The sequence below is a fragment of the Candidatus Methylobacter oryzae genome (assembly GCF_003994235.2).
Taxonomy (GTDB): Bacteria; Pseudomonadota; Gammaproteobacteria; order Methylococcales; family Methylomonadaceae; genus Methylobacter_A; species Methylobacter_A oryzae.
Genome location: NZ_RYFG02000119.1, coordinates 1 through 14856, shown reverse-complemented (window position 1 = coordinate 14856; position 14856 = coordinate 1). Strand labels below are relative to the sequence as shown.

Sequence of the window (14856 nt, the reverse complement as noted above, 5' to 3'; positions counted from 1 at the left end):
GTTAAAGCGTAGCTGGATCGATAGTTACCGGTTCATGTTCTATTTCTTCGCTATTAACGTTCATTGCATTTTTCTTGATCTGGTTTTCTTCGGTCAACCAAACCAGTAGATCGTAATAACTGCGAATATTTTCGACGAATTCAACGGGCTCATGGCCTCTGGCGTAGCCGTACTTAGTCTGCTGATGCCATTTTTGCTGGGTAAGCAGGGGCAGTCTTTGTTTAACATCCATCCATTTATCGGGATTGCCGCCTTGTTTTTTGGTCAATGTCCGGGCGTCTTCAAGATGGCCTAAACCGACGTTATACGAGGCCAATGCAAACCAGGTCCGGTCCGGTTCGGGAATTTGTTCGGGGATGATCCGGAGCCGTTGCTGAAAATAACGCGCGCCGCCGGCAATGCTTTGCGCCGGGTCGGTGCGGTTTTTGATGCCGAGTTCATCGGCGGTTTCATTGGTTAACATCATAATGCCTTCAACGCCGGTCGGAGAGACGGCTTTATCCAGCCACTGCGACTCCTGGTAGCCGATCGCTGCCAGCAAGCGCCAATCTATGCTGTATTGCACGGCTGCCGAGTCAAAATATTTTTTGTACAGGGGGAGCCGGATCTTTTGCTGCTGGCGGAACTTACAGTTATCGATATAGCTTAAGCTGCTGGTGTGGCCGTAGTATTTTTCAAGGAGCTGGTCGAGCGTTTTATCTTTTTTTATACGTTCGAAAAAACGCACTACTTCGCCGTATAAGCTGTTGTCGTCCGATGGGCTTAACGCCCAAGCCAGTTTGCGGGGTTCGGAAATGTCGAAAGCAATGTTAAGTTTTGGGTAAAAACGGCGGATAAGGGTGGTCTGGTTGGAGTCGGCTACGGTGTAGTCGATCAGTCCTTCGTTGACCAAGTACAGCAGGCCATCGGTATCCAGCTCATCGTTGACATTCCAAGTCAGGGCGGGCGTATCCTGTTTTAAATAAGTCAGGCTGTCGATGTGGCTGGTGCCTTTGGCGACCTCGATAATGCCGTGGGTCAGGCTGTCTATGCCGTTGGGCCGGCGTGTGCCTGACCGATAAACAAGCTGTTCGGTGATTTCATGATAGGCGGGAGCAAAGCGCATGTTCTTGCCGCGCTGCTCAGTGACGGTCAGGCCTGCAGCGGCGATGTCGGCCTTGCCTTTGGCAATGCGGGTCAGTATGCCGTTAAAAGTATTCGGCGTTTCAAATTTTACTTTAACGCCTAACTGGTCCGCGAAAAGTATGATCAGGTCATATTCCAGCCCGGTGAAGCCTTCGGGGCTTTCGTAATAGGTTGTCGGATCGTTTCGGGTTAATACGTGCAGGATTCCCGACCGCTTAATTTGTTCCAGCTTATTAAGCGATAGGAATCCGCTATCGCAGGTCGTCAGCGTGATGGTGAAAACAGCGGCAATAAGCAGGCGTTGCGCACGAATCAAGGTTGCCGTAACTGTTTGTAAGTATTAATCAACGCATTCGTTGAGCAATCGTGACCGTCAACGATTTCGTTATTTTGAAGTTCCGGCAAAATGACTTTTGCCAAAGTTTTTCCTAGTTCCACGCCCATTTGATCGAACGAGTTAATATTCCAGATCACGCCTTGGACGTAAATTTTATGTTCGTAAAAAGCAATCAGCGAGCCCAGGGTTTTTGGCGTCAGTTTGCTGAATAAAAACGAATTGGACGGTTTATTGCCGTCAAATACCTTGGATGCAACCAGTACGGTGTCTTCTTGGTCCTCAGGTGACAATTCCAGCTTCACTTCCTCGGCTGTTTTTCCTTTCATCAAGGCTTCCGGCTGGGCGAGAAAGTTTGAAATCAGGATGTCATGATGATCGGGCAGCTTGTAGTGGCTATTGGCGGCGGCCAGAAAATCGCAAGGTATTAGCTTGGTGCCTTGATGGATAAGCTGGAAAAAAGCATGCTGGCCATTGGTGCCTGGCTGTCCCCAGATAATCTGGCCGGTGCTGTAATCCACATGCTCGCCGTTAAGGTCTATGCTTTTGCCGTTGCTTTCCATATCGCCTTGCTGGAAATAATCGGCGAAGTGAAGCATCGACTGGTCGTAAGGCAACAGTGCATGGGATTCGGCATTGTAAAAGTTGTTATACCAAATGCCTAACAGTCCCATGATAACCGGAACGTTTTTCTCGAAAGGCGCGGAGCGGAAATGTTCGTCGACTTCATACGCGCCTTGCAATAGTTCCTCAAAATTATCCATACCCACATATAAAGCGATAGATAAGCCTATGGCCGACCATAGCGAATAGCGTCCACCGACCCAATGCCTGAATTCAAACATGTTGTTGGTATCTATGCCGAATGCGGCAACATTTTTGGTATTGGTGGAAATCGCGACAAAATGTTGGGCGATAGCCTGCTCTTTTTTTGCGCTCTCAAGAAACCAGCTTCTTGCTGATTTTGCATTGGTCATTGTCTCTTGTGTGGTAAAGGTTTTGGAGGCAATAAGAAATAATGTGGTTTCCGGAGATAAATGCTTGAGAGTTTCAACGAGATCGGCTTGGTCGACATTGGAAACGAAATGAACCTTTAACGCCTCGGATGCGTATGGGGTAAGAGCCCTTGAAACCATCTTGGGGCCCAAGTCGGAGCCGCCGATACCGATGTTGACGATGTCGGTGATGGCCTTGCCGGTATAGCCCCGCCATTCGCCGGAGCGAACGCGAGTGCTGAAAGTGCGCATTTGCGCGAGGACGCTATTGATCTGCGGCATAACATCCTGTCCGTCAACATAAACAGGCTGATTGCTCCGGTTGCGCAAAGCAGTGTGAAGAACCGATCTGTGTTCGGTATTGTTTATTTTCGCCCCGCAAAACATGGCTTTAATTTTTTCGTCAAGCCCTGCATGTTTGGCAAGGTCGATCAGTAAAGGCAAGGTTTGATCGGTTATTCTGTTTTTGGAGTAATCGAAAAGGATGTCATTAAAATGGAGTGAAAATTTGGCATGGCGGTTTGGGTCTGCGTTAAAACTGTCGCGAAGGAGAATATTTTTGGTTTCGTTGTGATGCTCTATTAAGGCAGTCCAGGCGGCAGAAGTAGGCAAAGATGACATGCGGTAAAACTCCGTTTGAATAAAGTTAGTGGGCTTAAGTCTACGAAAAGCAGGGACGGATAGCAATACTTCTGCGGCGCATTACCTTTTACTTATATAATGGCGGCTGTAGATCGGTCTGCCATCAATTCCTTGTATTTGGCTAAATCGATGTGCTAGAGTGACTTATTGCTATTAGTCGAATGTACAACGGAAGAAGGGTGTTTGTGACGAGGTCAGGATATACACTAATGGCATTTATTTTTTCATAATAATAATTTTATCAAAACTGGAAGGCGTTATGAACAGTACACACATTTTTAAAAAGGGTTGCCTTGTACTTCTTGGGTTGTTATTTTCCGCATCGTTATGGGCGCACGGTGGGGCTGCGGGCACCGATACCGACCAATGTAAATTTGAGTTGGAACCGGGACACTGGTTGCATTATACCGCTTATCAGCCTAACGCATACCCTGCCGAAGACTTTTGCGCCAATATTCCTCGCATCAATGAAGCAACTTTATTGGTATTCGACTATCAGGATATGAAATACAGAGATATGTCGGTTGAGTTTGAGGTAACAAAAGAGCCTGAAGGCACTCGTGTATTCTTTTTGCCTGCTGAAAAACACAAAAAAGGCACAGTTGAATTAAAACTGCCAAACGGTGTACCGGAAGCAGGAAAATACCTGATTCATATTACTTTGGTTCCTGATTCGGGTAATAGATTAGATGCGCATATGGGCTTTAAAGCGGGCGGTGGTGAAGCAGTTAGTAAAAATAGTATACTCCTGTATGTATTCTTTGCACTTGCAGGTTTATATGTAATTTATTTATCCCATGCCGGTTTTAAAAGCAAAGTGGATGAAGCGATAGAAAAGCTTAAAAGCTAAGCAACACGAACGCGACTTTATTTAAAGTTGTGTATTGGTGCCATTGCGTATTTTCGGATACAGTTCGCCGAGAATGGCAATGGCATTGCTTATAGGGATGTGAGTAAGATGTAGGAGCGGAGGCTTTGATTTTTGAATATTAGAGGAAATGAACAATGGTGAAGTTATTATCGGCTGGGGCGTTGATTTTTATGTTGTCGGCGCCCGTAGCGGCAGTGGAGTATGAGGATCATGATGGGATGCTCATGGATCACGGTGATGGCCATTTGATGGATATGGCCGGTGGTATGGTTATGGGTCAAAATACCAGCACGTTGCCGGGCGGCTGCGATAGTATTGCTGAAACCAAGGAAATTACTGTACATGCCGGTCATAAATATGCCGAGAAGTTCCCAGGTAGAATGTTTGCGTTCGATACTCAGGAATTCAATTTTAAACCGTGTACAAAATTAACCGTTCATTTTATTAATGACGATAACGTCCGTCATCAATGGATGATGCATGGTTTGCCCAAGTATTTATATCCAAAAGGCATGTTTCATTTAGAAGTATCCGGGCCTGCGAAAATCTCCGGAACATTGATTTTGCCTCCCGGCGATAAAACCTATTTGGTGCATTGCGATATTGCCCAGCATATGGAAAAAGGCATGAAAGCCCAGCTGAAAGTCGGCAAAGGCGATGGCGATTTACCGAGTATTCCCGGCGTGACTGCGTATGTCGTACCCGATAACTATAAAGGCAATCTGACGACAGTAATGGCTGAAGTTTCGGCAGCAGCTGCCGCTGCAGCACCGGCAGTTGTGGCCAAGAAGCCTGCTCCGGCGGTACAACAGCCGCCACAAGAAGATTCGATGATTTCAGGTGTTACTGTAATCGGCTTGGTGGTTGGCTTGCTGCTTGCCCCATTTTTAGCCAGAAAATTTAAAGGCATGAGTGCATCGGAAGTAGTCGCGACTATTTTTGATATGGTAAGAACAGGCATTGAGCTAGCCGTAAAGTTGCTGTCCAAATTGGTTAAGCTGGTTGTTTCTAATAAAAATAAGATATTACCTGGAAATTAATCCAGGAAACTTAAAAACCCCTGCGCTTTTTGAGTGCGGGGGTTTTTTTGAGAGAAAAAAGTGCAAGATGTAGGATTTGAAGTTGGCGGACTGTTTATCAGTGCATTTATATCGTCAACAATAGCACCAGGAGGTTCTGAAGCAGTCCTGGCTTATATGCTGACCTCAGGGCATTATCAGGTTGAATTTTTAGTCATTGTTGCAACGATAGGTAATACCTTGGGGGCAATGACAACATGGGGTTTAGGCGTGTTGGCCGCAAAAAAATTTCCGGTTGCAGCGCTTCTACCGGAAAAAAAACAAAAAGCGCTGAATGTTGTAAGAAACCAAGGTATTTGGACGCTGTTTTTTACTTGGCTGCCAGTGATTGGCGACGCCTTGTGCTTTGCCGGTGGATGGCTGAAGCTGCCGTTCTCTCAGGCTTGTTTGATCATAATGCTAGGTAAATTGGGCAGGTATGCGGTGATTGCCTGGATGTTTGTCTGAAGATAGGCGGAGAGCCAATCAGTGCTAAATAAAATCGAATACTGAAAAAATAGAACACTGGTAAAAAAGTCCTTAAATCCGCATCCCATTAAGTTCAAAAGAGGTAATTGTGTTACGCCATTTTCCGCAAGTTAACGTTGCTTACGCCCATAGAAAACGGGACTATTTTATCGCGGCGTTTACTTTTTTTTGCGTGGCGGTTTGTCTGTTGAGCGATGCTCATGCCAGTCTGGAAAGGCAAAATGCCTTGGGCGTATGCGCTTGGGTGTTCCTGATCGGATTGTTGCTCGGAGAAAATAGGGAAATAAGGGTACAAGTTGCTATCGCCGTTATTTTTGCGACTATCGGTGAACATTTTGCATCGCCTTACATGGGCGGATACACTTACCGGTTCGAGAATGTGCCTGCCTATGTACCGCCCGGTCATGGCATGGTTTATTTGACTGCGGTAGCGCTGGGCCGTTCGGGACTATTCCAGCGGCATGCCAGGGAAATCGCTGCATCGGTGGTGTTGGTGTGCGGCGCGTGGTCGATTTGGGGAATCAGCGGCTATGCCGAGCAGGGCGATTCGGTAGGCGCGTTGTTGTTTTGCGTTTTTCTAGGGTATCTTTTTAAAGGCCGTTCGCCAATGGTTTATCTCGCGGCTTTTTTTATTACCACATGGTTGGAGTTGATCGGCACTGCCGTTGGAACCTGGAAATGGGCGGCAATAGACCCGGTTTTGGGACTGCCTCAGGGTAACCCTCCCAGTGGCGTTGCTGCATGGTATTGCCTGGTTGATGCGGTAGCCATGGGAGGCGCTGCTCCGGTGTTAAAGAGTGCAAAGAGTGCTCGCGATTGGTTTAAATCCGGCAGATTGCGGAAAAATGCATACCAAGGTGCGGATAATGAGTAAGGTGAAAATATAATATCCTGATTTAACCGATGAACAGCCCGCAATCCTTACAGCCAAAGCCAACAAGAATTTTGGTCATCGCAATGCGCTACCTCGGCGACGTGCTGCTGACAACGCCCTTATTGCACTCGTTACGGTTGGCCTATCCCGACGCTCGGCTTGATGTGTTGGTGTTCAGTAATACTGCGGCCATGCTTGAAGGCAATCCCGACATTAATCATATTATCACGACGCCTAACCGGCCCAAGTTTCTTGATTACCGGCAATTATTCAGACAGTTGTTCAGGCGGTATGATCTTGCCATTACTACACAATCCGGTGATCGCCCTTTTCTGTATGCATTGCTCGCGTCACCGTTACGGGTTGCGGTCGTGCCGCCGAAAAACTCTACAGGCTGGTGGAAGCGTTTTTTTGTTCAACATTGGACGGAATTTGACGACGACAATACTCATACGGTCTTGCAACACCTGAAGTTATTGGATTTGATTAATGTTCCAAAGCGCTTTTTATTGGTGCCGCCGCGAATCGCTAATGTTTCTGAGTTGGCAGAACAGTTGCCTTTTTTAGCCGATAATAGCGGCTATGCGGTGCTACATCCGCATCCGCAATGGGCATATAAGCAATGGACTGTAGACGGCTGGGTAGAGGTAGGGCACTACCTCAAAAAGTTGGGATTGAAATTGGTGCTTTCAGGAGGGCCGGCTCAAGAAGAATTCGACTATGTCGCCACTATTCAACGTCAACTTCCCGAAGATACTGTGAATCTGGCCGGCCGGGTTTCATTGGCGCAGTTGGCAACGATTATTGCCCAGGCAAAACTCTATATCGGTCCCGATACCGGCATCACACATTTGGCGGCGGCAACCGGAGTTCCTGTGATTGCGCTGTATGGCCCAACGAATCCGGTAAAATGGGCGCCTTGGCCTAGCGGGTACGATCGAAATATAAATCCTTTTGGCAAAAAAGGCAGCCGGCAGCTTAACAATGTCAGCTTGATTCAAGGTGAAGGGAGTTGTGTTCCTTGTCATTTGGAAGGTTGCGACAAGCACCGGCAGAGTCGAAGCCAATGTCTTGATACGCTTAGCGCTGAGCGCGTCAAAGAAGCTATTCGGCAGATGCTTGGGGAAGCGTAGTTTTTTCTTTTGAATAACACGACCGTTTATCGGTAATTGATTTCGCTTTACCCGGTGTTTTTGGTAAAGTTTTTTGGATATAGCCCAAGGTACGGACCAGAATGAATTTAGCAGCAAAACGGCTGGATGGTGTTTATGTAATTAACGTGAAAGCGTTTCATGAACGTCGCGCATTTATGGAAGCGCAGCTTTTAAAGCACGACATCAGTGCTGAATTTATTATTGATGCCGACGCCGACGAGTTGACGGCGGAAATGATCGATAAGTACTTCATCGGTAATAACTTATCGGCCAATCAAATGTCATGCGCGCTAAAACATATTATTGCACTGGAACTTATTATTGCAAGAAAACAGCAGCGGGCTCTGGTTCTGGAGGACGATGCTATTTTTTCGCCAAGGTTTAACGAAGGCCTGCATTATGTGTTGGAAGAAAGTCCCCGCTTTGACGGGCCAAAAGTTATTTTTATCGGTTGCGGCGGCAACTTTTATACGCCGAAAAGCCTGAGAAAGCCTGATCAGCACTTATATATAGGCAGCCGCGGTCGTTTTACCGATTCCTATATTATTGATTGCGATACCGCACAAAGACGCATGGATTGGATTACCGGCAACAAAATGTCATTACCTATAGATAACCAGTTTGAGAAAATCGACCGGGAATTGGGAATCAGCATGTTGTGGCTTGAGGACCCCGTGGTCGAGCAAGGCAGTAAGGCCGGCATGTTTATGAGCGCGGTCGAAAAAGCACCGCCGATTTGGTTACAGCGGCTGTTTTTCAATTGGGAAAAGCTTAAGCGAAAATACATTTATCAATTATGGCGTTAACATTTTATTTTCTAGCGATACGCCATGCTTAGCGTAGTCATTATCACCAAGAATGAAGCCGGGCATATAGCCCGTTGCCTTGAGTCGGTTTCATGGGCCAATGAAATTATCGTGCTGGATTCGGGCAGCGAGGACGATACGGTCGCGATCTGCCGCCAATATACAGACAAGGTTTATCAAACGGATTGGCCCGGTTTCGGCATTCAGAAACAACGTGCCGTGGATAAGGCCAGTGGCGATTGGATTTTATCGATAGATGCCGATGAAGTTGTAACGCCGGAATTAAGGCTGGAAATCGAAAAAGCGCTCCAGCAAGAACAAGTTGACGGCTATGAAATTCCCCGGCTTTCCAGCTATTGCGGCAGGCAAATGCGCCACGGCGGTTGGTGGCCCGATTATGTGTTAAGGCTATTTCGTCGCGATTGCGGCCGTTTTACCGACTCCGTCGTTCATGAGCGCATTATTGTTCAGGGGCAAATCGCTCGCTTAAGCACTCCATTACTGCACGATGCGTTTATCGATCTGGATGAGGTTTTGCATAAAGTAAATAGCTATTCGAGTTTGGGGGCGGCTTTGCTCTACCAGCGCGGCGTTCGCTCGTCTTTAAGCAAAGCGGTGTTAAAAGCATTGTGGACATTCATTCGCACCTATTGGCTTAAAGCCGCTATCTTGGATGGACGGCAAGGCTTGATGCTGTCGATTTCCAACGCGGAAGGAACTTATTACAAATATCTTAAATTGCTGGAATTGCAAAACCGGCAACAGCAATAATGAAGCGAATCTCCGTTATCGTAACGACCTATAACTGGCCTGCCGCATTAGAACTTTGTCTGGACAGTTTATTCGCCCAGCAAGACAAAGGCTTTGAAATTATCATCGCCGACGATGGTTCTACGCCCCTCAATCAGGCTCTGGCTAAAGCCTATTGCAGCCAAAGTCCGGTACCTGTTCAATACGTGCATCATGAAGACCAGGGATTCAGGGCCGGAACTATCAGGAACAAAGCGGTTGCAAACAGCCAGGGTGAATATTTGCTGTTTATTGATGGCGATTGCGTTTGTCCTGCCGACTTTATTGCCCGGCATCGACGGCTGGCCGAGTCCGGGTATTTTGTACCCGGCAACAGGGTCTTGTTAAATAAGTCGTTTACTCAGCAAGCGATTGAGCAGCACATTGCACTGCATCAAAAATCGCTGAGCTATTTCGTTTTGCTTTGGTTGCAAAAAAAGATTAATCGAGTTTTGCCCTTTATCCGATTGCCTTTGGGATTACTGAGAACATTGCGGCCTAATAAATGGCAAAAAGCCATGACTTGTAACCTGGCTTTATGGAAAAGCGATTTCTTGCAGGTCAACGGTTTTGATGAGCTTTTTGAAGGCTGGGGCTTTGAGGATTCCGATCTGGTAATCCGTTTAATACATGCAGGCGTCAAACGTAAGGAAGGGCGATTTGCGGTGCCTGTGCTGCATCTATGGCATAATCATAACGATAAAAGCAAACAAGACCTTAATTACCAGCGTTTGCTGGACCGCTTGAAGCAGCGCGATTTTATTGCCGCAACAAAAGGCGTCTCCCAGTATCTTTAGAGGGCCTCTTAACCAAATAGCTTCATCCGTTAATCACTCTTCAAAATATGAACAAAGCATCTAAAGCAAGCGCACAAATCTATAAACGGCTGTTAACCTACGTAAAGCCGCACTTGGGCCTTTTTGCAATCAGTATTTTTGGATTCCTGATGTATTCGGGCACCCAGACCTTATTTGCGGCATTGGTTAAACATATCATCGATACGCTGCAAACCGAGGCGCGGGAAGGCATGAATTATCTGCCGCTATTATTTAGCGGACTAATTGTCGTACATGGAATCGGTGCTTATTTGGGTAACTATTTTCTGGCTAAAGTATCGACCAACGTTGTCCACGCGTTGCGATGTGAAATTTTTAATCACTACACGCGCTTGCCGACGGCCTATTTCGATGCGCATAACAGCGGTTACATGATTTCAAGGATAACCAATAATGTCGGGCAAGTGACTCAAGCGACTACGGACGCGGTGCGCACGATCGTTCGCGAAGGCTTTACCGCAATTGGTTTGCTGGTTTATTTGTTCTATTCAAACTGGATGTTGTCTCTGGTTTTTATCGGTATAGCGCCGGTTATTGTAGTGCTGGTCACTTATGTAAGTAAGCGTTTACGGGGAATCAGCAAGAAAATACAAGAATCAATCGGCGACATGACCCACATCACCTCGGAACTGGTGGGAGGACACCGGATTGTACGCAGTTATGGCGGTGAAGAATACGAGCGTCGGCGATTCTTGGAAAGTAGTCTCTATAACCGGAGCCAATCGCTAAAGTTGTCGACGACAATGGCGGTGCACAACCCGATTATGCAGTTTATTATCGCTATAGCATTGTCGTTTCTGATGTATATGGCACTGTTTTTTATGAAGCAATCCAGCGTCGGCGAGTTTGTCGGCTACCTGACGGCAGCATTTTTATTGCCGAGACCTATCAGGCAGTTGAGCGATGCGAATGGCGATATTCAAAAAGGTATTGCCGCTGCCGAATCGTTATTCGAGATTTTGGATGAGCCGGGCGAGCCGGATCATGGTGTTTATCAGGCCGAAAGATGCAAGGGTGCGCTGGAATTTAAAAACCTGACGTTTCAATATGCCGGAGCAAATGAACCGGCGCTTATCGACATCAATTTTAAAGCCGAGCCGGGACAGACAATTGCGTTGGTAGGGGCTTCCGGAGGCGGTAAAAGTACATTAGCCAATTTGGTGTCGCGTTTTTATCCGCACGATACCGGCGAGATTTTATTGGACGGTGTCGAAATAAACGCTTATCAATTGGCAAACTTGAGAAAACAGTTGGCGCTGGTTAATCAGCAAGTGACCTTGTTCAACGACACGATTGCCAGCAATATAGCCTATGGAGCGCTTGCGACGGCGACTCGGGCCGAAATAACCCAGGCTGCAACAGACGCCTATGCGATGGAATTTATTAATAAGTTGGATCAAGGCTTGGATACGGAAATAGGCGAGAATGGTGTCAAACTGTCCGGCGGTCAACGGCAAAGATTAGCTTTAGCCAGGGCATTGCTGAAAGATGCTCCGATACTGATATTGGATGAGGCGACATCGGCGTTGGATACCGAATCGGAGCGGTATATACAGGCGGCGCTGCAAAAAGTTATGAGTAATCGGACGACTTTGGTCATTGCCCACCGTTTGTCGACCATTGAGAATGCCGATATGATTTTGGTTATGGATCATGGGCGGATTGTTGAAAGAGGTTCGCACCAGGAGTTGATTGCAAAAAATGGAGCTTATGCGCGATTGCATTCCATGCAATTTAAGGAACATTCTAAGGAAAACCATTCAGCTGAGCTATCAAGTTCAGATCTTGCTTAGAGGATATTACGTTGAATACATTTATTGCCGAGCTTGAACAGCATAAAGCGATGATGGAGCGGCTGGCTGATTGTGCCGGTGCGATTGAAGCGGCGGGAGAGTTGCTGATTAAGACATTGGAGCAAGGCGGAAAAGTTTTATTGTGCGGCAATGGCGGCAGTGCCGCCGATTGTCAGCATATTGCCGCGGAGCTGGTCGTGCAGTATCAAAAGAAACGCAAGGCATTAGCCGCTATTGCGTTGACTACAGATAGTTCGATTTTAACCGCGCATAGCAATGACTTTGGATTCGATACGGTTTATTCCCGCCAAATTGAGGCTATTGCGAATGAAAAAGATTGTTTGGTTGCCGTTTCTACGTCAGGAAACAGCAGAAATATATTAAATGCGGTTGAGGCTGCAAGGTTAAAAGGTATGGCTGTTATTGGATTGACTGGACGCGACGGTGGTGAGATGCGTGAGCTGGTTACGCATTCAGTTATTGTCCCGTCGTATGTGACTGCAAGGATTCAGGAGGCGCATATATTGATCGGTCACTGGTGGTGTGGCGTTATTGACGACTGCATGGATGCAGGAGGTAGAGCAACGCAGGGAGCAGTTGCCGAGGAGGCTTGTTAATGTTGGCTGCAACACCTGATTTTGGGCAAGCTCGAATTATTGTTATAGGCGATGTGATGCTGGATCGATACTGGTCCGGGCAAGCCGCGCGAATTTCGCCGGAAGCGCCTGTTCCGGTGGTCAGGGTTAAAACTATTGAAGAGCGTGTCGGCGGCGCCGGCAACGTGGCGTTGAATATCGCCAAGCTGGGCGGCAAGGTTACGTTACTGGGCGTTGTTGGCGATGATGCCGAGGGCGATACATTAAGGCGGCTGTTGGAAGCGGAAGGCGTGGTATGCGATTTTGTTGTCGAGCAGGAAATCCGCAGCATATGCAAGTTGAGAGTTATGGCTCAGCACCAGCAGCTTATTCGTATCGATTTTGAAGAAACAACCCTTAAATTTGATTCGGATGCATTATTGGCTAAGTTGTCGATGCATCTGCCTAAAAACAATACGGTCGTATTCTCAGACTATGGCAAAGGAACATTGGCGAACATTCCTGAGTATATCAATAAGGCCAAGCAATCAGGCAATAAAGTTCTTGTGGATCCGAAAGGCGTCAATTATCAGCGTTATGCGCAAGCCGATCTGATCACGCCGAATCTATCTGAGTTGCAGGCGGTAGTGGGCGTTGCTGAAAATGAAGACAACTTAGTAGAAAAAGGCCGTGCGCTGTTAAAGCAGTGTCAAATTCCCTCGCTGTTACTGACTCGCGGCGAGGCAGGTATGACATTGATACAAGATCAGCAAGTCCGTTCATTGCCGGCCCAGGCTAAAGATGTTTTTGATGTGACAGGGGCTGGAGATACGGTTATAGCCGTGATGGCTCTAGGCGTCGCGCTGGATATGGCGTTACACGATGCGATGTATCTGGCTAATTTGGCGGGAGGCATCGTCGTTGGAAAGCTCGGCACGTCGACAGTGTCAATGCAGGAATTAACTCGTGCAATGCATGGGGACCGGGATTCCCAATATGGTATTGTCTCGGAAGATGAGTTGGCGCAGATATTGGTAGGCGCCAAAGCCCATGATGAACGCGTTATCATGACGAATGGTTGTTTCGATCTGTTGCATGCCGGTCATGTGACGTATTTGCAGCAGGCAAAAGCATTGGGCGACCGGTTGGTTGTTGCCGTAAATTCCGATGCGTCGGTTAGGATGCTTAAAGGCGAAACCCGGCCTATTAACGGCTTGCAGGAGCGAATGGCTGTGCTGGCGTCATTGGCCTGCGTGGACTGGGTAGTTTCATTCGAAGAGGAAACGCCGGAAAGGCTTTATTGCCGATTATTGCCCGATGTCATCGTTAAAGGTGGCGATTATAGTCCGGAGCAAGTGGCTGGCGGAGATTGTGTTATTAAGGCGGGCGGCGAAGTAAGGATTTTATCGTTTGTTGATGGGCAATCTACAACTGCGATGATTAATAAAGCGAGGGGATTGGAATGATTGTTGTGACTGGTGGTGCGGGGTTTATCGGTAGTAACCTTATTCGGGCATTAAATCTGCGGGGCGAGCGTAATATATTGCTGGTCGATCATCTAGCTAATGGACGAAAAATGCATAATATCGCCGATCTTGATATTGCTGATTACATGGACAAGGAGGAGTTTATAGAGAAAATCGGCGCGGCCCATTTTTTTGATGGAGTACGGGCGGTTTTTCATCAGGGAGCTTGTTCGTCAACGACGGAATGGGATGGGCGGTATGTAATGATGAATAATTATGATTATTCAAAACGCTTACTGCATTGGTGTATAGATAGAAATGTTGCTTATATGTATGCGTCTTCCGCTTCGGTTTATGGCAATGGTGAGAATGGTTTTCGGGTCGACCGTAGCTGTGAGCATCCAATTAATATGTATGCTTACTCGAAGTTTCAATTTGATCAATATGTGCGTCCTTTATTAGCTAAGACTAGAAGCCCTATCGTCGGCTTTCGTTACTTTAACGTTTATGGGCCAAGAGAGCAGCATAAAGGTATGATGAGTAGTACCGCATTTCATTTTAATCGGCAGGTGATTGAGCAAAAGGTTGCAAAATTATTTGAAGGTTGTGACGGCATGGCCAATGGCGAACAAAAGCGGGACTTTGTGCATGTGGATGATGTTGTTGATGTGAATTTGTGGTTTTTGGATCACCCTGAGCAACGAGGTATTTATAACGTAGGCACCGGGCGGGCGGAAACTTTTAATGACGTTGCTAGGGCCGTAATTGATTGGCATAAAGAAGGCCGTATCGAGTACATTCCGTTTCCAGAGCATTTAAAAGGAGCTTATCAGAGTTATACGCAAGCTGATATTTCCGGCTTAAGAGAAGCAGGCTATAAGAAGGAATTATTGACTGTTAAACAAGGTGTTACGAAATATCTGGATTGGTTGAATGCTTAAGCAAGAATATTTGGTGCAAATAAAAGCTTGACGGCAGAGAGGAAAGGCGTAGAATGCGCGGCTCTTTCGGGGCCGATGTTGCGAAAGACAGCCTTGGGGTTCCGCAAT

At 47.0% G+C, this 14856-nt stretch carries 14 protein-coding genes; 12 read left to right on the top strand and 2 right to left on the bottom strand.

What is annotated here, in order from left to right:
- Position 1 precedes the first annotated feature (1 nt).
- Together mltF and pgi are read right to left on the bottom strand one after the other, a co-directional pair.
- Positions 2–1441, bottom strand: a complete 1440-nt coding sequence (gene mltF, locus EKO24_RS19410) for a membrane-bound lytic murein transglycosylase MltF (RefSeq protein WP_127030398.1) — start codon at positions 1439–1441, stop codon at positions 2–4.
- Entirely contained in the window at positions 1438–3066 is a 1629-nt protein-coding gene (pgi, locus tag EKO24_RS19405) for a glucose-6-phosphate isomerase (RefSeq protein ID WP_421743945.1), read from the bottom strand. Before pgi ends, mltF begins: the two co-directional genes overlap by 4 nt.
- A 289-nt stretch (positions 3067–3355) precedes the next feature.
- On the opposite strand from pgi, the gene EKO24_RS19400 reads away from it, so the two are divergent.
- The 12 genes from EKO24_RS19400 to rfaD all read left to right on the top strand — a co-directional run bounded on the left by EKO24_RS19400 (position 3356) and on the right by rfaD (position 14748).
- Positions 3356–3946: a hypothetical protein gene (locus tag EKO24_RS19400; protein ID WP_127030400.1), complete on the top strand. Its 591-nt coding sequence runs from the start codon at positions 3356–3358 to the stop codon at positions 3944–3946.
- A gap of 155 nt (positions 3947–4101) precedes the next feature.
- Positions 4102–5007, top strand: coding sequence for a cupredoxin domain-containing protein (locus EKO24_RS19395; RefSeq protein ID WP_127030401.1), 906 nt, complete (start codon positions 4102–4104; stop codon positions 5005–5007).
- A 60-nt stretch (positions 5008–5067) separates the two neighbouring features.
- A complete protein-coding gene (locus tag EKO24_RS19390) occupies positions 5068–5493 on the top strand; it encodes a YqaA family protein (protein ID WP_127030402.1) in 426 nt (141 codons plus the stop codon).
- 109 nt (positions 5494–5602) lie between these two features.
- Positions 5603–6388 carry a hypothetical protein gene (locus EKO24_RS19385; RefSeq protein WP_127030403.1) on the top strand — a complete coding sequence of 262 codons (786 nt, stop codon included), beginning with the start codon at positions 5603–5605 and terminating at the stop codon, positions 6386–6388.
- Between the two features lie 29 nt (positions 6389–6417).
- The gene (gene rfaQ, locus EKO24_RS19380) at positions 6418–7521 is read left to right on the top strand and encodes a putative lipopolysaccharide heptosyltransferase III (RefSeq protein ID WP_127030404.1); all 1104 of its coding nucleotides are present in this window, start codon (positions 6418–6420) and stop codon (positions 7519–7521) included.
- A gap of 101 nt (positions 7522–7622) precedes the next feature.
- Positions 7623–8348, top strand: a complete 726-nt coding sequence (locus tag EKO24_RS19375; RefSeq protein ID WP_127030405.1) for a glycosyltransferase family 25 protein — start codon at positions 7623–7625, stop codon at positions 8346–8348.
- A gap of 24 nt (positions 8349–8372) precedes the next feature.
- Entirely contained in the window at positions 8373–9119 is a 747-nt protein-coding gene (locus EKO24_RS19370; protein ID WP_127030406.1) for a glycosyltransferase family 2 protein, read from the top strand.
- On the top strand, positions 9119–9934 hold the full coding sequence (locus EKO24_RS19365; RefSeq protein WP_127030407.1) for a glycosyltransferase family 2 protein: 816 nt from the start codon (positions 9119–9121) through the stop codon (positions 9932–9934). Before EKO24_RS19370 ends, EKO24_RS19365 begins: the two co-directional genes overlap by 1 nt.
- A 47-nt stretch (positions 9935–9981) precedes the next feature.
- Positions 9982–11766, top strand: coding sequence for a lipid A export permease/ATP-binding protein MsbA (gene msbA, locus EKO24_RS19360; protein ID WP_127030408.1), 1785 nt, complete (start codon positions 9982–9984; stop codon positions 11764–11766).
- Positions 11767–11777: 11 nt separating this feature from the next.
- Complete coding sequence (locus tag EKO24_RS19355) at positions 11778–12383, top strand: D-sedoheptulose-7-phosphate isomerase (RefSeq protein ID WP_241674714.1); 606 nt, start codon at positions 11778–11780, stop codon at positions 12381–12383.
- Complete coding sequence (gene hldE / locus EKO24_RS19350) at positions 12383–13807, top strand: bifunctional D-glycero-beta-D-manno-heptose-7-phosphate kinase/D-glycero-beta-D-manno-heptose 1-phosphate adenylyltransferase HldE (RefSeq protein WP_127030409.1); 1425 nt, start codon at positions 12383–12385, stop codon at positions 13805–13807. The genes EKO24_RS19355 and hldE overlap by 1 nt, the downstream gene beginning before the upstream one ends.
- Positions 13804–14748, top strand: coding sequence for an ADP-glyceromanno-heptose 6-epimerase (rfaD, locus tag EKO24_RS19345; protein ID WP_127030410.1), 945 nt, complete (start codon positions 13804–13806; stop codon positions 14746–14748). Before hldE ends, rfaD begins: the two co-directional genes overlap by 4 nt.
- Positions 14749–14856: the final 108 nt, after the last annotated feature.